Source organism: Halocatena salina (assembly GCF_023115355.1).
Taxonomy (GTDB): domain Archaea; phylum Halobacteriota; class Halobacteria; order Halobacteriales; family Haloarculaceae; genus Halocatena; species Halocatena salina.
In genome coordinates this window covers 240,300-261,083 of the sequence record NZ_CP096020.1, presented here as the reverse complement: position 1 = coordinate 261,083, position 20,784 = coordinate 240,300, and the positions used below count along the sequence as shown (strand labels likewise).

Below are 20,784 nucleotides of genomic sequence, written 5' to 3'. Positions count from 1 at the left end.
CTGATCGGACTGGAGAGCAACCGGGTCTGTGTCGTGACCGGCTTTAACTGTGTCCGAGCGTCATTCATGACAGCAAAAAACACGATTTTGGAACGGTTACGGGTATCACGAAGGAGATACATGAAAGGACTCGCCAGTATGGCTGCACTCGCGGGGGTTTCCCCGGACACCGCTCAGGGAGCGATTCCACGTTCGGACGTGGTTTCGGTCGGCAGCGGTAGTTACACCACGGCATTGCCTGACGACGGTGATATCACGGCCGACTATGCAACTCCGCCGTCGTCGGAAGAAGTGTACACCACCGCGAACGCATCCGGTCCGATTCCGACGAACGACTGGTGGACATCGATCATCCTCGGAACCAACGACGATCCACACGGACGTGGTGCGGTCGTCGGTCTGCCGTACTACGCCGAGGCGAATACGCGTGGACTGACAGTCCAGTATCCGAGCGACTGGTTCGGCGACCCGGCAGAGCAAGGGTTTCTCAAGATGGACTATCTGAACACCCCGCAGTTAACGATCGGTAACGCCGCGACTGACTACGCCGAATCGGCAGCCGACGATTGGGGCGATTGGCACGTCCGAGCGAGGTGGGGGGACGGAACGGCAACAGCGATGGACGTGACGATGGCGCGTGGCTGTCCGCTGTTTTTCGTCGAGTACAACGGGGGTGACGCGGAGTTGACCTTCGAGACCAAAGATAGCACGCCATCGAACGTTGTGCCGGTGGACGACGCGAACATCTCCGTGTGGGCCGACCGCGGCAACGTCCTCGGTGTATCGGTCGACGGCATCACGGCGGACGACTACACCAAACAGTACGGTATTTTCGCACCAGCTGATGCGACGTGGACGGGTACGGGAACGTCGACGTTGACCTCATCACTCGATGGAGATGGCTATCTCACAGTGGCGTTGCTGCCTGATGCCGGATCGGATGTACTCGACCTCTTCGAAACGTACGCTTACAACGTCATCCGCGATACATCGGTCGAATGGAACTACGTGAAGACGGATGCCGACCGGACGCCCATCTCATCGGTTCGGTCGACCTTCTCGTTTCGAACCGAGGCCAAAGCGGAGAACACCGCCGGCGATAACGAAGTCCTCACGTGTCTGTTCCCCCACCAGTGGAAACATTCCAGCGATCCGCTGACCGACTACACGTACTTTTCTCCACGAGGGACGCTCAAGCTGTTTGCCGGGTCGTCGTTCGATACGACCATGACCTATCCAGGGATTCTACCGTTTTTGAGTGACGAAGGGAACTACGACACAGCAACGCTTTCGGCTTATCTCGACCGTCTCGCATCGAATTCGCTCTGGCAGAACGGAAGCGGAAGTGAAACGAATACCTACTGGGCTGGAAAAGATTACAATCGCAACTGGCAAGCGATCCCGATCGCTCAACAAGTCGGCAACACCACAGCCCGTGATCACTTCCTGAACGGGATCGCGGACAAGTTGAGTGGTTGGCTGACGGTTGAAGATACGAGCTACGACACGGTCGAAGAAGAAGAGCTGTTTTACTACCACGACGCAGTCGGGTCGTTGATCGGATACCCCGATGGATTCGGATCAGCATCGATCCTGAACGATCACCACTTCCATTATGGCTATTTCGTGAATGCGGCAGCGGAAATCGCGCGCATGGACGATGAATGGGTTTCCGAATACGAAGGAATGGTGAATCTGCTCATCCGCGACTACGCCAACTGGGAGCGTCCCGATGGAACGGATCCGTTTGGATCGTTGCCCAAGGACGCCCCAAAGGACGCATTCCCGTTCATGCGAAACTTCGATCCGTACGGTGGACATTCGTTTGCGGGCGGAGACGCAGCCGCTGCTGACGGAAACAACCAGGAATCCTCGTCAGAGGCAGTCAACGCCTACGCAGGAATGATTAAATGGGCCGAATTGACCGGCAATACGGCCATGCGAGACGCCGCGATCGCCGCGTACACCCACGAAGTGACTGCAATCTGGGAGTATTGGTTCGATCCGAGCCACGATTCGTTCCCCACGTCCTGGGGTGACGACGTGTCTTCAGGGACGGCCTGTGACGATGCGACGCCGCCCTGGGGAGCACCGGAGTTCGATTACGCTTCCATCGTCTGGTCGACCGGATACGATCACCACGTTTTCTGGGGACCACTCGACACGATCGAGGTGTTCGGGATCAACTGGCTCCCCATCAACGGCCATTCGCTGTATCTCGGGTGGGATCAAACCTACGCTAGGGAAAATTGGGATGATATGACGCGCACACGCGGACTGGAAACGACGTGTAAACCGGACGTCGATGCACCCGACACGGACTTTCTGGATGGGTGGAAAACCGCCGCTTGGGGCTACCGGTCACTGCACGACGCTGGCGATGCGGTTGGGTTAATGGAGTCCGAGCTTCCGCTTGCCGATTCGAGTGGTAGCGGTTCCTCGACAGCGTTTACGTATCATTGGGTGTACAATATGGACGCCATGGGGACTGTTGATCCCTCAGTCGTGGCCGACGTGCCGATGTACGCTGTCTTCGACGACGGAACGGAGAAAACCTACATCGCGTACAATGCTTCCGATTCGACGAGAACAGTGACCTTCTCGGATGGGTTTTCCATGGATGTCCCGGCCAATGCACAGAAATCCTCAAACGGTTCGGTCACCCCTGAGTTGGCTCCGAGATCAGATATGGAAACCTAATGTACACTTCGGATCTCATGGAAACCGAAGACAGGAGACGCCGGTAGCAATGGCTCCGAGGATGTCGTTCGTGCCGTCGCTGGCGATCTTGGTGTTGATACGGTCTTCGCCGAAGGGCTTCCCGTAGATAAGGATACGACGGTGACCGGGATTCAAGAGCAGGGAACTCGTTGGTAGGTTGGTGATAGCGTCAACGACGCGTCTTCTCGTGTGGATATCGGTAGCTCTTGATGTCGCTGTCAACCAATGGTCACCCTATTACAGTAATAATTTATAAAAATATAAGTTTATCCATGAGATCACAGCGCCTCGACAAACCGGTGAGGGCGCTCCATCGCGTACAATACCCATGTACAGCGTAGACAGTGGCCGATTACTCGCGACTGTCGTGCGAATTTTCTTTTAATGGTTGATGTACTCTGAGTGTAGACATTTGAGGTGTGGAATTTCACGATCTAGGGATGATTAGTGCATCGCCCAGTCCGTATTGCGCACTTCTGTGTGTTGCTACAGCGATAGCGTTTCGGATTCTTTGTCATCCCAGTCGAGAGGATCAGCGTCCGATCGATAGAACTCGTAGAGGCTCTCAGCCCAGTCATAGGCTGCGGCTGCATCGGTGTCAACATAGGTCTTGAGCATGCCGGTTTCGTCGTCGTAGATGCCGATCCCGATGCGGTCGTCACAGAGGGTGAGCCCGAACGGGAGATCGTCATGAATCCAGAAGGTGAGGTTTCCGCTCTCGAAGATCGTTTGCGCCCGCTCGGGGTTCGAGACAAGGAGTTTCTCAGCGATCGCTGGCGGAAAGACGACCTGGGTTTCCATACCGTCGCAGATTTGGGCGTGGAGTTCATCGATGTGCTGCGGGTTGATTGAGGTTGGATCGAGTCCCCGCAGTGTAGAGGTCTCATCCACCAATGACATGAACCGATTCACGCCCCGGTAGGGGTTTCCGGGACCGGCAGTCGTCACGGTCGCATCAGTGAAGGCAGCGATGTCAATCGCTGGGGCGGTGGGAGGGAGAGCTTCAAGCGCAGGCGCGAGTATCAACGCCGTCCGTGTCTCCTGCTTGAACTCGACCACTGTCTCTGTAATCATCTCGCCGAGCTCCGTGAGAGTGAACGCTCCGTCCGATTTCTCTATCAGTCCACTCTCACCGAGGGCGTTCGTGTACCGATGACTAGTCGCTCTCGAAATCTCCAGTCGCTGTTCTAACTCTTTTCGTTCCAGCGCTTCTCCCTGCAACGTTTCGATCAGAGGTGAATATCTGATAAAGTCGATGAACTGATCAAGGTCTGTCATGGTTGTTTTTATAACAAATGGGGTGCTTATAACGTTTCACATCTGTACATCTTCCGAGAAAATCTCATATAATGAGAGAATTTCAGGACTTGAGAGGATCTCACTTCGTGAATAATATCAACAAATAATTATATTTACCCCCCGCTTGTACTCCTGCTTGCTACGAGATGGAACAAATAGTATGAGACGGGAAATCAGGCCGCTTGAATCGACCGAGGATCACCGAGTTGAGAAGGAGCACCGACTCACTTTAAAGTCGACCAGTTCGGCACCGTCGGGTGCGTTACCGATGATACGTACGAGGGAGTGTACGCCTCTATAAGTCTGGTAAACGAAATTGAACCCTAGTGCCATAAAGCGACCAATTGACAATCAATGACAGACCAATTAACACGACGGTCGATGCTGCAAGCATTGGGAAGTACAAGTGTCGCCGCTGTTGGTGCCACGTCGGTACTGTCGGGCACCGCTGCAGCGAATCCTACCGGCGATATTCCGTCGAACTATCTCACCGAGTATCGGCAGACGGGAAGTGAATGGGGAATCGACTGGACGTATCTAGCGGGTGTCGGATGGGTCGAAACCCAACACGGTCAGTACACGACGGGGTGTGCCGAATCCGGCGCGGGCGCGAAAGGCCCAATGCAGTTCATGCCGGCGACGTGGGATGCCTACGGTGTCGATGGCAATGGCGATGGCGACAAGAACATCTGCGACTACCAGGATGCGATCCCGGCCGCAGCCAACTACCTGACCGCCTCAGGTGCACCCGGAAACTGGAACGATGCGCTGTACGCCTATAACCACAGTTGGGACTACGTCAACCATGTCAAAGAGACCGCTGCCGTCTACCGCGACCGCTACGGTGGTGGCGGAGGTGGCGGTGGTGGATTCAGCGACGGTGATCGCGTTACTCCAACGGCAAACCTCAACACGCGCAAGCAGCCCGGGACGGGTTCGCAGGTGCTCGCCACGATGGCTCCCGGCACTGAAGGCGAGATCATGAACGGGCCGACCGACAAAAACGGTTACACCTGGTGGGGTGTCCACTGGTTGGCTGATGACATCTGGGGCTGGTCCGTTGAACAGTATCTCAAACACGCGTAGCGGACGGTAAACAACCATCCGACACACCAACAGCGACAGTTACCAATGACACGTGATCTTTCACGACGGACGTTCGGAAAAGTACTCGGTACAGCCGCTACTGCACTGGCGGTACCGACTGTATTGAGCGGGAAAGTGAGCGCGTTTACCGATGGTGATCGCGTTACTCCAACGACAAACCTCAACACGCGCAAGCAGCCCGGGACGGATTCGCAAGTGCTCGCCACGATGGCTCCCGGCACTGAAGGCGAGATCATGAACGGGCCGACCGACAAAAACGGTTACACCTGGTGGGGCGTCCACTGGTTGGCTGATGACATCTGGGGCTGGTCCGTTGACACGTACTTGAAGAGCACTTCCGATGGTGGTGGGGGCGAGACGGACTTCACGTGGCCGATTAACGGATACATCACGTCTCCGTATGGGGCCCGTCCTGGTCACAACGCGGTTGATTTCGGCAACGATGGGATCATCGGAACGCCGATCTATGCAGCGCGTGATGGCGTTGTCGACGTTCGAAACTTCGAAGCAGGAGGCTGTGGCAACTACCTCAAACTCGGGCACGGAAACGGCTATCAGACGATGTACTGTCATCTGAACAGCTTTGCTGTCTCTCAAGGCCAGAGCGTTTCGAGGGGACAGAAAATCGGTGGGATGGGCGATACGGGCAACTCGACGGGCCCCCATCTGCATTTCACTATCGAACAAAATCGGACACACTTGTCGATCCCTGGAAGCGACGGGCAGACCGTTACTGCAGGCAATGCGATCCCCAAAGATTACAGCGGTATCTAATCGTACACCGATGGCAAAAGACAATAGATGAATCAGCTCTGACTGATTTTGCTCTCAGACATCGTTGACGACGATCTCTCTCGTGTCTTCCTATATGAATATACCATATTCAATAGGTTTAATAAGGCATAGAGGAGTTTTACGATTACAGGCTGTAAACCCATGTTCCTTTAGATATAATAGCAGATGTGAACGAGAGGATAGACGCAGAATACGTTCTGAAAGGGAGTGTGTCGGACAGATCAGATGGCAAAAAGACAAGATCATCAGTTATGACCTTGATGAGACGTACCTAACTATTAATGTGCCGATAATTTATCAATCTTTAATTTTTCTCAGCTCCTATCTCAAAACCACTGAGCAATTAGGTAATTTATAGAAAATTATAACAACTCCGGTTATAAAGGTAGGTATGTGGTAATGGATAGCAACACAGTATTCGTCACGGACGATGTTCGTGCTCTGGGCATCGATCCCGTGGGGTGTCACATCCGGAATCTCGACGTTCAGGCAGAAACAGACGCATTGGATGCGGAAATCAACGAAATCAACCAGCTGACCGGGGATGCCTCGGAGGTGGTAGAATCCGATGTAGTTGACGGGTCACGGGAGTTGTTCCGTCGGCTTGGACGACCCGATCAAGAACCAGCTGGGGAACAACTCGTCAAACTAATTGAGGCGAGAGGTTTTAATCGCAACAACAACGTTGTCGACGCGTACAACATTGTGGGAGCACGATCGGGCGCGATCATGGGAATGCACGATGCGGGTGACATCAGCGCCCCGATCACGATCCGTCGGGCAGAGGGTGGCGAGACGATGCTCCCCATCTTCCACGAGGAACCGGAGACAGCTACACAGGGGGATCTGCTCTGGGAATCCGACGAGGATATCCTTGCGCTTCTGGGCCCTGTGAGTCGGGATGCAGATGCATTTAAAGTCACCGAGTCCACCGATGAGGTCCTGCTGATCGTCCCAGGCAATCCAAGCATGTCTGAGGCAGATGGTCGTGCATTGTGTCGTGAAACATTCACTCTGATCAAGCGCACGTGTCCAGATGCCGAAATGGAGTTCCTCCACGTGCAGCGTGACGTGACCACGGGCAGCCGCGTAACCACACCTGCGGACGACTGAGCGTCCGCTTCCTCTGCCTTGATCTATCCTCGTTTGTGCGTCGACGACTTTTGATCGCAGTCGCGTAGACATATAACTCTCCCAGTACGGCTCTCGCTCGTTCCTATGACAGAGCATCTTCAAACTACCACACCTACTGGACAGATTATAGATGGGGCATGCATATTAAGCTCATGTGGCTTTCCCATGTGTAAATACAAGACGTGCATACGTTAGAATCACAGACACACATGACGCATCGGCCGAGAGCATCCCATTACTTGAAAACGAAACTACAATTGAAAACGACAGCCAAGTTGGCTGAGCTGGGAAAAACGCTGTTGGCCGCCATCTGCACCGAGGTGGTTGGACTGGCTGGGATCAGTCTCGGAGATATCGGGGCAGTGTCCCGTTTGTGGCTGGAGGCGTCCGATTAGTAATGTGGTCATACTTGCTCGACTACTAGACGTCTGCTAGGTGGATTTCTAATTCACGATCGATCTTGGAATCCAATATCAGTAGTCTATATTTCGAAGCGAGACGTACATAATTGACCTAGCCTATCACTGATTGATACCTGAATTTACACTGTATGGGCGTGGTGTTATTCTGTGTCGAAGAGGAATCCGTCCGATTTCCAGGCGTCCACGACCTGCATAAGCCCCTCTTGGCACGTTGGATACATAGGTTTCCAGCCGAGATCTGCCCGAATCTTTTCGTTCGATGTCGGCCACGCGTTCGCAAACAACTCTACTGTAATGTCACCCATGGCCTCACAAGCGGCTTCTTCCGAAATGAGTCCGGGAACGGATGTGTCAAGCTGCTCTGCAAGGATCGAGATGTACTCGGCATCGCTCATCGGTTCATCATCAACGACGTGCCACAGATCACTTTGCGTGGCCTCAGCGGCGGCGATGAATGCCTTGGCCGCATCGTCCAGATGAAGATACGAGACCAGTGTTTCCTGTGTTCCCTCGATAATCGGTCGCTCATCACGAATAAGACCCTTTCCATCAGCGCGCGTATAGTAGGAATCGGCTCCGTAGAAGTTACCGCATCGAAGAACCGATACGTCGAAGCCATGCTTCTTACCGGCTTCTACTGCAATTTTTTCAGCGTCGAGCGCAGACTGTGTCCAAGATACTGGATTGGGTACCGAACTCTCATCGTATGCACTTCCATCGGGTTGGCGAGCCACATAAACGATGCTTTGCTGGAGATACTGGTCAGCATCAACCTCAACCGCCGCTTTGGTAAGGGCCTCGGCTCCTTCCGTCCGAACCCGATCATTGAGCTCCCACGCTTCGGGAGTGGCTGAGTCGGTCGGTATCGCCGTTGCAGCATGGATGATTGTGTCAGCTCCTTCCGCAGCTTGAACTACCGAAGCTTCATCGAATAGGTCACCGCGCCGAGGTTCACCACCACGTGCTTCGACGATCTCATCACCGTTTGTATCTCGTGTGAGTCCGATTACGGTGTGTCCGTGTTCACTAAATTCGGAGACGAGTCGTCGACCAAGCACTCCAGTCGATCCTGCGATGAATACTCGCATTGTAATCGATGCTTGTCGTTGTGGCGCAGTAGGGCTGTTGCAAGAGTTCAACGGGGGGTTTAACTGAGACGGGGCAGATGCTACAGCATGAAACACCTCCGGCTGACGATCAAAACAGGAGGCGACCACGATGAGAGCGCTTCGATGTTCCAGGAACTCTCTAGTGCATCGTATCTCGATCGTGCCGTCGGTCTCCATTTGAATGCCTCGGATGACCGGCTTGGGCTGTTGATCTATATCGAGGGCGATGTCACCGCCTTTCAAAATCAGATACAGCAGAAGCCAGAAGTTCTGGACTTTGAGATCATGAAAACCGGTGACAACAGCTTTTATACATACTTTCAGACTGAATTAAACAAGATATCAGAGCAGCTCTTCGCAACCCTTACTCGCGGAAGTCTGCTTATGGTTCCCCCGTACACTTACGGCGATAGTTCGGTAACGATCTCGTTGTTCGGCCCGACCGACGAAGTACAGACAACTGTCGCAAAGATTCCATCCCTATTCGAGGTAACGGTCAATGAAGTGAGTGGATTAGGGGGGATACCAGGTTTGTCGGAACCGATATTCTCTGAGCGACAGTACGATGCCCTTGAGGCTGCAAAAGACATTGGGTACTATGATATCCCTCGTCAGGGGACCTATGAGGATATTGCGGCACGGATTGGATGTGCACCGAGCACGGCAGCCGAGCATCTACGAAAGGCCGAATCGAAGATCGTACGAACCACTCGTCTATAGCTCTCTGAAATATATACTGTGTTGTATATTTCGAGCTTGCCCTGCATGAGCAAATTAGCTTCTCGATTCCAGTTGTTAGTAGTGCGGGTGGATGCAGACCCGCCCACAGTCGCAGTTACTCCGGTTCGTCGAGTACGCACTTCATCTCGCCCGGCAAGCAGTTTCACGATATTCCTCAAAATACTCGAAACGACGCTATACACCCATGGCCGCTATCTGTGCAATCCTTGCCAAAGAATTTCAATCGAGAGTGCCCTATGTACGCACATTATGTGTTTTGATCGGGAACGTGTGTGGCAAAGCGGGCAACAGCGAACTGAATCCACTCAGCGATCCGTTCGAGACGGACACGTCAGTCGCTACCGAGAACGCTCCCGGCCGATCGGGGTAGATGAGGTTCGTCGATGCTGAAGCCGATCCACGTCGACGCAATCGTCGACCTTGCCTACGGTGCGTTGATCGTCCTCGCGATCGTCTTGATCGCGACGCTGGAGTTCGGCATCGGGATCGCCTTCGGCCTGGGGGTCTTCTCGGCGTACGTCCTTCACGTAGTCTGGAAGATGGCCCGTTTCGATCCCGACTGGATGACACAAGCGGTCGAGGAAACGGTCGAAGAAGCTGTCGATGAGACGGTCGAGAAGCAGATCAAAGAAGTACAGGAACAGGTCCAGGCCGTCGATGAACGCGTTGATCGTCGCCCTCGGGAAGACGAAGTTGAAGAGATCATCGAGGACTCGACCGAGAACGAGTCGGACCAGTAGGATTTTGAAGATTACTATCAGTGGACGATCGGAACCGGTATCTGAACTCGCTTCGACACCGTCTCAGCGACTCCCAGCTAGAAACCGGCCCACTGCATGCTCTCGATCTGCGCCATACCGATCACGGTCACGTCGTAGTCGCCGACACGGTCGATGATGTTCCGAACCGGGTGTCCGATGCCGACGATCATCTCGATCTCGCGGTCCCACTCGTCGGCCCTCGTGTGGGCACGGTCGAAAACCGGTTCGGCGCGTTCGGCGGCCGCCTCGTTGATGTCGTCCTCGAGCGTAAGGCTCACCGCATCGTCCATCATCATCGATGGGACACCAACGACGTGGAGGACGTGACCTCGGCGTCGGGATGGTTATCGAGCGCGTACTCAGGGATGTGCCTGACCAGAGTCGTCCATCGGAACGAGGATTCGCGAGAGCATGCACTGAGATACAGCAGTCAGGGACGTAAGTATCCCCTCCGTCAGGTGACTCCCGGGAAAATAATAAAGAACCCGTAGGCCAGGAGTGTCGACATCGACGGGCCGATGATCCACATCGAGACGTACTTGATCACTGCCCGAGGGTTGAAGAGGTCGCTGCCGTGAAGCACTTCTTCGGCCTCTTCCTCGCCGATTGGGGGTGTCGGCTCGTCTTCTATTTCTTCGGCGACGATGGCGCCCAGTTGGATCTCGCGGTCCTTCACCTCAGGAGCGCGGGTGACAGCCTCACGGAAAGTGATCGGCCGGGTTGCCCGACCCCATCCGATGCCAACGATCGTCATCACGGTCGCCATCACGAGGCTGATCGGGATTCCGATATAAGAGAGAGCAGTCGTGATCGTGGCTGCGGTCACCATGACGAATAGGGCCGCTAGCAGCGGGATATCGCTCAATTCGCCGCCGACCGACTCCATCGTGCGGCGGGCAATGGTGAACCCACCGAAACCGATAGCGAAAGTGGCGATGATGACCGCGGTATTAACCTCCAGTCCGGCTTCGCCGACGAGCGGCGCAGCGGCGTTCGGAACGTTACTCGCGCCAGCGCTGAACGCCATGTAACAGCCGATAGCGAGGACGAACGTCGTGCTACCGAGTTCCCGCCAACTCGTGTTCGGACCGAACGTAGGCTTCAAAACCGTTCCCTGTCGATCGAGAGTCAGCAACGGCCCATCGGATTTCTCGATCTTCACTCGTCGATTGACTTCCGGATAGACGTATCGCCCGATGACAGCGCCGATCCAAAAGCCGATGATCGGGGTGACGATCCACCACGAAATGATCTCTGCAATCGTCGCGTAGTTGAGGGTGTCGGTCGCTAACCCGAGTCCAGCGATTGCACCCACGGTCGTCATCGATGTCGGAACGGGGACGCCAAAGATATTGGCGACGAGAATTCCCAATCCGATGAAAAAGAGGACGGCAACGCCCGCCGATAGTGTGAGATTGGTTGTAATAATGCCTTCACTGAGCGTCGCCATCACGTTTTGCCCGACGGTAATGCCGCCGAGAAAGACGAAGACGGTCATGACGGCCGCAGCAGTCGTCTTCTTTACGATACCGGCACCGACGGACGGCCCCCACGTGATCCCCGTCGACGAACCACCGATATTGAACCCAACGAATATCGACGCAATGATACCTACCAGTAGAAGAGTTTCGACCATCGGCAGAAAGTACGACAGTATCGATGAAATAAGTGATGTATCCTCTCCGGACGAGTCTCGCTCATTATTAGCCACTTTCAGACGGTGATACGATAACTACTTTGATGTGAGTGACTACACTCTCACTGTCCCCCAAGACGGTTACATCGCATTCATTCGTCTTCGATAGACAGGTGATGCGACGCCCGACGACGAACCACCACATGACAGATCCGTCCCCGGGGCAACATGTAGCCACAGGATCCGTCCTTTGTCGTCCGTTTCGACAATGTGGCTCTGAGAAAAGTCGGCAACATCGTCCTCGCCGGCCGCGACAAGAAATACCATTTCATCACTCGCGAGGTATTCGTCGAACGCGTCCGCTGCATACCACTCCTCAACAGCTGTCTCGATCGTCTCATCGCTAAGGACAGCATACGACGCCGCTAACGACTTGCGAGCGATTCGTCGTACTGAATCTATCTCTGTTGTATCAAGCGGTCGAATCTCTCTCTATATCTGTGGACGTGAAACCGCATAAACGCCCGCCTTCCTCCAGTGTGAGCCCATTTCGACGTGATCGCGCGAGCGGAGCGTCGTGGGCCCAGTGTCGGTCGCGACATCGAGTGCAGTGCGCAGATGTCCCGCTATGATGTGCTGCTCGCGGGGATGAGCGGGCTGTATAGCGTGTCCGGTTACTCAGCCCTGTTTCCACTCGGACCAGTCAATATTCCTCGCTAGTTGGGATCTCGGTTGCTTGCGCTCTACTATGTTCTATCACGCGCTGTGAGGAGAGCAGGTGTCCCGATAAGTCAACCTCAGATATGAGAGGGTTGTCCCTGGTGGATGGAGACGACCCTCATTCCCGATATAACAGCCGCAGTATCCGCTGTCGAACCTCATCAGCGGAGTCGTATGTCTCGTTGTCGATCGGAGCAAATACTTCTTCGATTGATTTCCAGTCGCGCTTGGATTCGACCTCGCGGTCCCCATACGCCGTGACCAACTCGTCTACAGTCGTTGGATAGTCGTGGTCGTCGAGAGCCGCATCGAGATCACCAAGCTGGTCATCCTGGTCATGTGGCGGCTCGGTTTCGTCGGAACGCTTACGCGGCTCGGTGCCTTTCCGCTCTCGTTGGTGGCCCTCTTCATCACGAGCGTGCTTGTCTTGATCGTCGGTTGAATCGACCATCATAGACTGTAGAAGAGTGAAACGGATAACGCTGGGGCTCTTTGTTTCTCTTCCCCGGTCTCCCCCAATATATCCGCGCGTTCTGCCTGATGTAATATGAAATAATGTTTGCGGAATTCGGTCAGAACCATTTTTTGTAGCTCTCCATGAAAGCGAGAACGCTGTGATAGCTTACGCGCGTGTATGCGTAGAAGACCGATAGCTATCGGATGTCTCTCCTGACTGGGGAATGTGAACATGGGAACACCATTCGCTCGTCGAGCGGCGAACCCGTCCTATGAGAAACGCCAGAGCGGCGGCCCTCAGTAACTCATTCCTGATAGATTATACACTCACTTTTAGCTGAGTGTATAGTATATCAATACATATAATTTCATAAATATTATAATAGCTGCTTTCTTGGAACTTCCCTGTCTTCCAGCCATTCATTATCATCAATTGTGTCGTGGACATCTGCCGCACAGTTGATGTCGCAGATGAGGTACTACTCTCTCTCAAACAAGGTGTGTGGATCTGTCATTTTCACAGTGTAGACGCGGTCTCGGGGAAGATAGGTGTACTCATCATCACCATGATGAATCTGCCAGTGATCCTCACGATAGTTCAGATCCTCATCATCAACGTCATCTGAGACAATGTCATCCGGACCCTGATAGACAATCGTTGCCATGAAATAGTGGTGGGGAGCCACATACATAATATGATGGGTGAACGATTTTCGATGGAGCACTCACGCCTTTCCGTAGGACAGTAGTGACCGTCAGCAGGCCGTATGGGGTTTCTAAGCTCCTGTCCTCAGTATACGTGTACGTCCAGATGTGGACGTCGCTCAGGGAAAAGCATATCTGAAATATAAAAATGAATCAAATGCTCGTCACCGTCCAGTGACTAGTAGTGTCTCCGGCGCGGACGACGTTCGTCGCGCTCGGACCTTTCGGGGCCTGTTCGATATCAAATTCGACGTCCGTTCCCTCTACGGGATCCGCGCCGCCAATATTCTCCATGTCTGAGATCGGCTGGGTAGACTACTCATGCACAACTGGACTCGAAATCTATACCGGACATCTAAATGTCGCAGATGGCTGTGCATGACAAATCCGACCGACTTCTAAGATGATCACGGTGAGGCCCCCTGTTCGGTGTGCCGATCAAGAGTGATCATTTTTGGAACCTCTCTCGCTCGTGCTCTGTTCGATCGGCAATGGAGCCATCTATAATTGACTGGGAGACAGGAGCCAGCTGTGCAGGCCCGTAGTGGATGAGTAAGACAAGTGCAACGGTGCCGAAGATGGCAAGCAGCAGACTACCACCCGTCAGTGACATTGTTGCGCCCTCACTCCCGCCGACCAGGTAGTATGATGTACTCACGTTATAGCTAGCGTGAAAGAAGATCGCTGGGAGAATACTGCCTTTGACAGCGTTCGTAAGCCACGTCAAAATGATCGAGAGAGCTATCACACCCGGTAGATAGATCCACGGATTAACGCCGGTTAAACTGTGGCCTGGAAGTATCAACAGTGGCAGATGCCACACCCCCCACACAATACCGACCAGAAGACTTGCGGTGAGTGCACTTTGGGTCGCCTGCAGATGCGGAAGTAGAAATCCGCGCCACCCTGGCTCCTCGGCTATCCCGTTGAACAACAGAACAATTCCGATGTAGAAGGGAAATACTACCACGGATGGGATGGTAGAGAGAGTTACCGTCCCATCAAACAGCCAGACATGAGCTGCTCCAGCAAGAACAATCACAATAATGGGAATCAGGAGGGCTGCGAGATAGTAGCGCGCAGCGACGCGGATTCGGAATATATCCGACAGCCATGTTCGGAGGCTCTGACCACTCGTTTTGATCAGTAGCGCTCCACTGATGAACGGACCAAATCCGCCGATGGTGGTCAGTATGAACACATCAGTCCAAGCATGTAGTCCCCAGCATGACCATGAAATGGTATATACCAGTACAGTAAACGTCGCAAGCGGATAGCGGTCAATCAATCGACGGACAAGATTGTGTCCATCGGATATCGTATCTGACGATCGGTGAGAGGGTGTCTCAGACATGGTTCAGTTCATCCCGAGGGACGCTGACAGGGAGTATAACTCTAGTAGCGGAGTTCCTGGCTTGGGAACTGCTGTTCTTGTTTTATATAGTGCGGCTGCGAACACTGCCCTGTGGACGAGGAAACCGAGACGGACACGGCGGCAATCGCCGCCATCCTCGATGACGAGTACGCTCGGGAGATCCTCGCCGCGACCAGTATGGAACCAATGTCAGCGACGACCCTCAGTGAAACCTGCGACGCGTCACCTCAAACGATCTATCGCCGTGTTGACGACCTGAAACGCCACGAGTTACTCACCGAGCGGCTTCAGGTCGACCCGGATGGTAATCACTACGCGGTCTACATGGCTCGCCTCGATGCGGTCACCGTCCGATTGGATGATGGGACGTTCACTGTCGAAGTCACCCGGACGGAGCCTGATGTCGCAGACCGGTTCACTCAATACGTGGAGAATCTCAGATGAGACATCCATCCACCACCGGCTTCGATCAGCTACTCCTCCAAGTTGTCTCACCAGAGATGTCTCAGGTGAAAGTGTTGATTCTGGTTGTGAGCGGGGTTCTCGCCGCAGCGTTCGGTCTTCTCATTGGCTACCAGGCATTTCGAGGCTACCGTCGCAATCGAAGCAAGCCGATGCTGTACATCGCCAGTGGAATCGTACTGCTGACGACGGTGCCGTTCATCGGGTCGGTTCTGCTGGCCTCGATCGGGGGACAGAATCCGTTCATTACACTTCTCGTCGAGCGTCTGCTCGAATTCGCCGGACTTGCGTGTATCACGTATGCACTGTACGGCGATCACGACCAGACACAACCGCATGACGAACAACCACAAGAAAGACACTCAAATGCGAACCGATAACGACACCATCCAGATGACTGGTCACTCCCGGGCTTCATTATCATCCCGGAGTGCTCGATCTCGGCCGCCTTTACCGTGGACCAGAGCAATGAGAAACACCGCTCTATCGACCAGCATTCATGGAGTTGCTACATGATGTGGCTCCTCGCACTGACCGTCTCGGGAGTAACGAGTATGAGCAGATCCTTCGTCAGCGTCATCGTTCGTAAACAGACCTACCGGAACCTCGCTTATCTCGTGGTCGCATCCTCGCCTGGGCTGTATTATCTCTCCGTCCTTGCGTATGCGTACACCGGGATCGTCGAGAATGAGTTGCTGATCGTCCTGCTCGGAGTACCACCTTTGCTCGTCATACTCACGGCTTTCGGTCCACTGGCGTGCGTCCAACGATGGCTCACGACCCGGCTGCTCGGGATTGACCTCACGCCAGCAGCCCCTGATACGCTGTCCGCCAGCCCGGCGACGAGCGTCAGAGACCGACTCGTGGGCCCGCTCACCGCTTCCGAGCCACGGCGAAGCGTTCTCTTTCTGTGGGTGATCGCCACCACTGGGTTTCTCTGGCTGGCAACCGGGGGATACCTGCTGCTACAGGGACTGGCGTATGTGGCCACCCCCCTGTTTGCCCCAGAAGTGATGACACTCCTTGGTGTCACCAGTACGTCAGACATGTATGCACGGTGGACAGTCATTACCATCGAGGGTGACGTCTGGATCGCCGAGACAGCAGGAGCAATCATCGGGAGCTTCATTGATCTATCAATTGGAGCGAGTGCCACAGAGGTCCATACGCCAGGGATCGCCCTGCTCTTCTCAATCGGTGGAGTCGTACTGGTACTCATCTCCCTGTATCTGTCCAATGGCATTGCCCACAGACTGGGCCAGTTCGCTCAAGCGTTCCTTCGACCGGAGGTTGACACGCACTGGTGACACAATATCGGGTCGATTCGGCTCAAGTGAATCACTAGACGGCGTCGGATCGAGCTGGATGTTCAAAGAAATTGAAACAGGGGAAACTGTCGATTAAGCGCGAGGACTTCGGTGGAATCCGAACCGATGATGACTCAGTCACGGGATGTTCGTCGTGGACTCGGCTTCGAGACGCTTCCGCCCCAACCGACGTTCTGGCGCGCGTGGAACGAACGGTTCAGCGCGGACCTGCGCGACGCGTCGTATGAGGAGACGGAAACCGAGTGGCACACCGAACAGGTCCGCGATCGCTTCGACCAGTCGTCCCAGCGGCTCTCTCAGCAGACGAGAGCGACTCATCTGAGTGACAGTCCTGATGACGTTCGCCAAGCTTCGATCTCACTAGGGTCCGTCTGTAACTCAGCTGAGAGGGAGCTGTTGACTGTCGTAAGGGGCCGTCGCTGTCTCAGAACGACCTGTGTCCCGAGCAGTCGGCAGTTGGCCTTTGGGTAGCTGGTGCTTTAGCTCGTCGACGGTGCGGCCGGTACCGGTAGCTCAGGAGCTACCGGTGCTATCAGTGGTGTCCGCTCGGCGGCGACTCGGAGTACTAGACTGGAGTCCGGTGGTACTCTGGTTGCCGTGTGCCAGCCAGAGATGTCGGTCACAGGTGATGTCCCGGTCCCCAAACACCGATCGGTCGGCCTCGTAGTTGTCACCCTGCACCCTTACCAGTGCATAGCGGGACCCCCTCAGCCGGTCGTGGTGCATGGACACCTAGGGGACACACGGTGGGTTCATGAGCTCGTCGTTGCCGGTCAGTCCCCCCGGCAGGCTCGCGGTTTTTCTCATGCAAACCGGTGTGTGTTCGAGGCCCCAGCGGAGTGCCCAGTTTCACTACCCCACCCCACACCCCTATGGTGCAGTGTTGGATCCATGCTGGTATGCGGATTTCATCGGAAACACGGTGTGATACTCGGTGAGGTATCCCGCCGTCGGTGCCGGCTGGCTGTCCGGGCGCTCGTGGCCCCCCGAGATCCAAACTGGGCGTAGGATCGATCGGACAGAGGGACCGTCGGGGTAGTCGGAGCCAGGGCTGTGCTGGAGACGACATATCACAGTCCAAGGAGGCCGCTTCGAGAGCAACTACGCGCGTCGAGGAGCCGTGCCATGCGTCTCTCCGGGCGTCATTGTTCGGTACGAAGGTTCGTGATATCCATCATATCGGTGAGGAGGCGAGTTTCGAAATCGCCGTCTGCGACGATGAGTTCATCTCCAGTCGACCGTGCGGTCGCCGCGATCAGCAGGTCACGGGGAGCCATCCGTTCGCCATCAGCCAGCAACATATCCTGCATCCGTCCCGCTTCCAGCGCGATCTGCTCGTTCAGGTCCAGCGCTTGCACGCCTCCGAACTGCTGGCGCACTTCCATAACGTCAGTCTGCCCGCTTCCAACCACCCCATTCACGACCTCGAACACACACAAGGAGGACGTCAGGTACGGTTGAGGGCGTTCCTCAACAGTCTCAACGGTGTCAGGGAGGCCCTCCAACATATCGATAATGACAGAACTGTCGAGAAACGTCACCGTTCGAAGCTCTCCCGGGAGCGTTTCACGGCTGCCCGCGCGCGGTCGGCATCGTCCTCACTCCACGCACCGATGGCGATGGGCCGTTCACTCTGGGCGAGGCGGGCGAGGAGTTCATCAAACGTTTCATCCTCCTTCTTGAGGGTCTGAAGCATCCGCTTGGTGCCGTCGGAGACGCGGATTGACGTACTCATATGTATACAGACTGTATACAGACACAAGTAGCTTTTGCGGGTAGAGTACGGTAGTGTTCAGAGTAGCTGATTTAATCTCGGTGAGTGACTGTTCACTCGGTGCGTGCTTGGAGAATCATTGAGTGGTCTGTATTCCCACTCGGACACGCTCCGTCAAAGAACCAGATTGCCTGGAGGGTACTTTCTTAGCACGAATTGTCCGAACCAAGAATCGAATCGCTTCTCGACGGAGACTATATCGATCAACTGTTCCAGGACTACGAGATCGTTCCAAGCAGTTAGTTGAAATTTTTATTGTATATATTTTAAATTATTATCTATTCTTCTAATAATATATTTAGACGAATTACCTTACCTTTGTACTTTATATAATACCCATTGTCCGCCGGGGATTCGTTATACTTCGGTAACTTTTTCAATATCTGTGAAACTTTTCTATATTGTTCTCCCTCAAGTCTTTGACCTACTTTTCGAGGTGTACCGTCTTTCTCAACTGCTCGTCTGACCACTTTCTGTATCGGCTTTACATCAGCAATTCGATTATCGTTTGAAGGGATGACTTTTGCGCTTGAAGGGGGTGATTCTACTTCTTTCGCCTGAATGGGTCCACTGTCGTTACTCATGGAGTTGTTCGGTTGACTGTCATTTAAACTCGTTGTTTTATGATCTTCAGAGGTGGAGGGAGTATTAGCAAAACAACCAGCCGTAATTATCGCTGAAACTAATACTACTACTAATATCAATTTATTTTGCTCACTCATTTCTGATGGTATTATAACCTTAAACTCATGGCCATAAAAAACTAATCGTTCTTTGTCTTCAAACTCCTACATCTAGGGTACTCTCAACAACACTCATTCGATTACCTCTTGAATTGTTACCAACTCCCCACGCATGAATACCGGCGATATATATATAATCGCCGTCAAAGTCATAGTAAGGACCACCAGAATCACCGCCATCCAGGTTATAGCTTACTTCTATATCATAATAATCTACTGCAGTAATATATGAGCTTGCTGGACCTGATGTCCGTCCTTGGAGATTCAAATAGTCTGCCGTAGATGCCATATCATTAATACGATCGCGACCAAGAGTCCCTACCACTATTTCAGGTTTGTAATCACCGTAATAATCTGCTAATTTGTACCTGTTAGAGGTACCAGATGCTAAATCAATGGTCCCACAATCTTTTGTCCCGTTAGCAATTCCGCGACCACCACTTCCGATTTTGCTACCACCCTGGGGTTGGTATACGGATGATACCGAGCCACCATTCACGACATGTCCTGCAGTGACGAGAGTCTGTTGGTTATGAGTCCTATCAACTGCAGGCGTTCCAATTGTTCCATAAGCGTTACCCGCTACAACCTCACAACCCCCTGGGACTGGTCTGTATGTGCTATCGTAGTGGGCCTGTTCTTTCAGTGTTTTTTTCTTAGCGACCACAGGGATCTGCTCTCTTGTGGTTTTATGCTTACCCTGGCCAACGGCTCCCTTTGCTTTAGGGGGAATCCGGTCTTCCAATTCGTTGAAGTCAATATCTGGCGTGATTCTCGTCTCTGATTGACCTTCTACCGTTCTATGAGAAACTGAAACTTCCAGGTCTGGATTGCCTCTCCTTGATTGATTTGCTTGAACACCTACCCTGATCCCGTCAATGTCTTCAAATTTCTTCCTGATACGCTTAGCTGCATCGAAGGCCGTTTCGGTTCGAATCCACTGATCGCGAGGGATCGTATAATATTTTGGCTCTCTCTTGAGAGAGGCATTACCATTTAGAAATTCTTCACGATTCGTCGTGCGAACCCCATAAAGGCGAGGGATTTCATCTCCGGGGTTATCCGTGGTCTTTGCTAGGGCCTCGTGGGACATATACTCTAGCGCGGAGCCAGAAATACCCAAGGTTGCTAGCGACTTCATCATTCGACGACGACTCATCAAATGGAATTTTTCACCTTTTTTCTTCATCGCAATAAGAACTTACTAAGCTACCATATTATAATTTGCGGTCACTTTATAACTATTAATCAAAAATAATTTTAGAAAAATTTATATCCTTAGGGATAACAATCACGTCCTTCGAGATCGCAGATGCGATTCAGACTGCTCATCAGCTATCCTGTCGTATTCCGACAACTGGCTGCTGCTTACTGGATAGTCTCGAGAACAGTTTCTGCCATCTAGGGATCTCAACGATGTTGACCTTGCGCACAAAGCCGATAGGCAGGGCTGTAACGAGACTGAGTGCATACCAAAATTGACCGCTTTGAGCAGT

At 53.5% G+C, this 20,784-nt stretch carries 21 protein-coding genes and 3 pseudogenes; 11 read left to right on the top strand and 13 right to left on the bottom strand.

The features are described from left to right. The first annotated feature begins 120 nt into the window (after positions 1–120). The gene (locus MW046_RS14145) at positions 121–2,700 is read left to right on the top strand and encodes a glycosyl hydrolase (RefSeq protein ID WP_247995215.1); all 2,580 of its coding nucleotides are present in this window, start codon (positions 121–123) and stop codon (positions 2,698–2,700) included. Between the two features lie 15 nt (positions 2,701–2,715). Here MW046_RS14145 and MW046_RS19585 read toward each other — a convergent pair whose 3' ends face one another. Together MW046_RS19585 and MW046_RS14135 are read right to left on the bottom strand one after the other, a co-directional pair. Next, a complete protein-coding gene (locus MW046_RS19585; protein ID WP_368411430.1) occupies positions 2,716–2,943 on the bottom strand; it encodes a hypothetical protein in 228 nt (75 codons plus the stop codon). A gap of 264 nt (positions 2,944–3,207) precedes the next feature. Beyond that, positions 3,208–3,999, bottom strand: coding sequence for a helix-turn-helix transcriptional regulator (locus MW046_RS14135; RefSeq protein ID WP_247995214.1), 792 nt, complete (start codon positions 3,997–3,999; stop codon positions 3,208–3,210). Positions 4,000–4,374: 375 nt separating this feature from the next. Between MW046_RS14135 and MW046_RS14130 the strand changes: the two genes are divergently transcribed. The 3 genes from MW046_RS14130 (at position 4,375) to MW046_RS14120 (ending at position 7,035) form a co-directional block, all read left to right on the top strand. Continuing rightward, positions 4,375–5,106, top strand: a complete 732-nt coding sequence (locus tag MW046_RS14130) for a lytic transglycosylase domain-containing protein (protein WP_247995213.1) — start codon at positions 4,375–4,377, stop codon at positions 5,104–5,106. Between the two features lie 45 nt (positions 5,107–5,151). Beyond that, positions 5,152–5,901, top strand: a complete 750-nt coding sequence (locus MW046_RS14125; protein WP_247995212.1) for a M23 family metallopeptidase — start codon at positions 5,152–5,154, stop codon at positions 5,899–5,901. A gap of 420 nt (positions 5,902–6,321) precedes the next feature. Continuing rightward, positions 6,322–7,035: a phenylalanine--tRNA ligase beta subunit-related protein gene (locus tag MW046_RS14120; protein ID WP_247995211.1), complete on the top strand. Its 714-nt coding sequence runs from the start codon at positions 6,322–6,324 to the stop codon at positions 7,033–7,035. 583 nt (positions 7,036–7,618) lie between these two features. On the opposite strand, the gene MW046_RS14115 is transcribed toward MW046_RS14120, so the two are convergent. Then, positions 7,619–8,566 (bottom strand): NAD-dependent epimerase/dehydratase family protein, encoded by a 948-nt coding sequence (locus tag MW046_RS14115; RefSeq protein WP_247995210.1) that lies wholly within the window; start codon positions 8,564–8,566, stop codon positions 7,619–7,621. An 87-nt stretch (positions 8,567–8,653) separates the two neighbouring features. On the opposite strand from MW046_RS14115, the gene MW046_RS14110 reads away from it, so the two are divergent. The 3 genes and pseudogenes from MW046_RS14110 (at position 8,654) to MW046_RS14100 (ending at position 10,068) form a co-directional block, all read left to right on the top strand. Next, positions 8,654–9,307 (top strand): helix-turn-helix domain-containing protein, encoded by a 654-nt coding sequence (locus tag MW046_RS14110; protein WP_247995209.1) that lies wholly within the window; start codon positions 8,654–8,656, stop codon positions 9,305–9,307. Positions 9,308–9,398: 91 nt separating this feature from the next. Then, positions 9,399–9,509: pseudogene (locus MW046_RS14105) on the top strand (IS5/IS1182 family transposase); the annotation flags it as partial. Between the two features lie 202 nt (positions 9,510–9,711). Continuing rightward, a complete protein-coding gene (locus MW046_RS14100; protein ID WP_247995208.1) occupies positions 9,712–10,068 on the top strand; it encodes a hypothetical protein in 357 nt (118 codons plus the stop codon). A 17-nt stretch (positions 10,069–10,085) separates the two neighbouring features. Here MW046_RS14100 and MW046_RS14095 read toward each other — a convergent pair. The 6 genes and pseudogenes from MW046_RS14095 to MW046_RS14070 all read right to left on the bottom strand — a co-directional run bounded on the left by MW046_RS14095 (position 10,086) and on the right by MW046_RS14070 (position 14,807). After that, a pseudogene (locus tag MW046_RS14095) lies at positions 10,086–10,502 on the bottom strand (universal stress protein). A 41-nt stretch (positions 10,503–10,543) separates the two neighbouring features. After that, positions 10,544–11,725, bottom strand: coding sequence for an inorganic phosphate transporter (locus tag MW046_RS14090; protein ID WP_247995207.1), 1,182 nt, complete (start codon positions 11,723–11,725; stop codon positions 10,544–10,546). Between the two features lie 838 nt (positions 11,726–12,563). Continuing rightward, entirely contained in the window at positions 12,564–12,896 is a 333-nt protein-coding gene (locus MW046_RS14085; RefSeq protein ID WP_438268203.1) for a DUF5789 family protein, read from the bottom strand. A gap of 484 nt (positions 12,897–13,380) precedes the next feature. Continuing rightward, complete coding sequence (locus MW046_RS14080) at positions 13,381–13,566, bottom strand: hypothetical protein (RefSeq protein WP_247995205.1); 186 nt, start codon at positions 13,564–13,566, stop codon at positions 13,381–13,383. 193 nt (positions 13,567–13,759) lie between these two features. Then, a pseudogene (locus tag MW046_RS14075) lies at positions 13,760–13,900 on the bottom strand (cold-shock protein); the annotation flags it as partial. 154 nt (positions 13,901–14,054) lie between these two features. Then, positions 14,055–14,807, bottom strand: a complete 753-nt coding sequence (locus MW046_RS14070) for a CPBP family intramembrane glutamic endopeptidase (protein WP_247995204.1) — start codon at positions 14,805–14,807, stop codon at positions 14,055–14,057. A 264-nt stretch (positions 14,808–15,071) separates the two neighbouring features. Between MW046_RS14070 and MW046_RS14065 the strand changes: the two genes are divergently transcribed. The 4 genes from MW046_RS14065 to MW046_RS14050 all read left to right on the top strand — a co-directional run bounded on the left by MW046_RS14065 (position 15,072) and on the right by MW046_RS14050 (position 17,242). Beyond that, complete coding sequence (locus MW046_RS14065) at positions 15,072–15,425, top strand: winged helix-turn-helix domain-containing protein (RefSeq protein WP_247995203.1); 354 nt, start codon at positions 15,072–15,074, stop codon at positions 15,423–15,425. Further along, entirely contained in the window at positions 15,422–15,823 is a 402-nt protein-coding gene (locus MW046_RS14060) for a DUF7521 family protein (protein WP_247995202.1), read from the top strand. Before MW046_RS14065 ends, MW046_RS14060 begins: the two co-directional genes overlap by 4 nt. Before the next feature lie 174 nt (positions 15,824–15,997). Then, complete coding sequence (locus MW046_RS14055) at positions 15,998–16,750, top strand: sensor domain-containing protein (protein ID WP_247995201.1); 753 nt, start codon at positions 15,998–16,000, stop codon at positions 16,748–16,750. A 129-nt stretch (positions 16,751–16,879) separates the two neighbouring features. Then, positions 16,880–17,242: a hypothetical protein gene (locus tag MW046_RS14050; RefSeq protein ID WP_247995241.1), complete on the top strand. Its 363-nt coding sequence runs from the start codon at positions 16,880–16,882 to the stop codon at positions 17,240–17,242. Between the two features lie 671 nt (positions 17,243–17,913). On the opposite strand, the gene MW046_RS14045 is transcribed toward MW046_RS14050, so the two are convergent. The 4 genes from MW046_RS14045 to MW046_RS14030 form a co-directional block, all read right to left on the bottom strand. Continuing rightward, positions 17,914–18,312: a PIN domain-containing protein gene (locus tag MW046_RS14045; protein WP_247995200.1), complete on the bottom strand. Its 399-nt coding sequence runs from the start codon at positions 18,310–18,312 to the stop codon at positions 17,914–17,916. Beyond that, positions 18,309–18,506, bottom strand: a complete 198-nt coding sequence (locus MW046_RS14040; protein WP_247995199.1) for a DUF7557 family protein — start codon at positions 18,504–18,506, stop codon at positions 18,309–18,311. The genes MW046_RS14045 and MW046_RS14040 overlap by 4 nt, the downstream gene beginning before the upstream one ends. A 317-nt stretch (positions 18,507–18,823) precedes the next feature. Next, positions 18,824–19,267, bottom strand: coding sequence for a hypothetical protein (locus MW046_RS14035; protein WP_247995198.1), 444 nt, complete (start codon positions 19,265–19,267; stop codon positions 18,824–18,826). A gap of 58 nt (positions 19,268–19,325) precedes the next feature. Continuing rightward, complete coding sequence (locus MW046_RS14030) at positions 19,326–20,477, bottom strand: trypsin-like serine protease (protein WP_247995197.1); 1,152 nt, start codon at positions 20,475–20,477, stop codon at positions 19,326–19,328. Positions 20,478–20,784 lie beyond the last annotated feature (307 nt).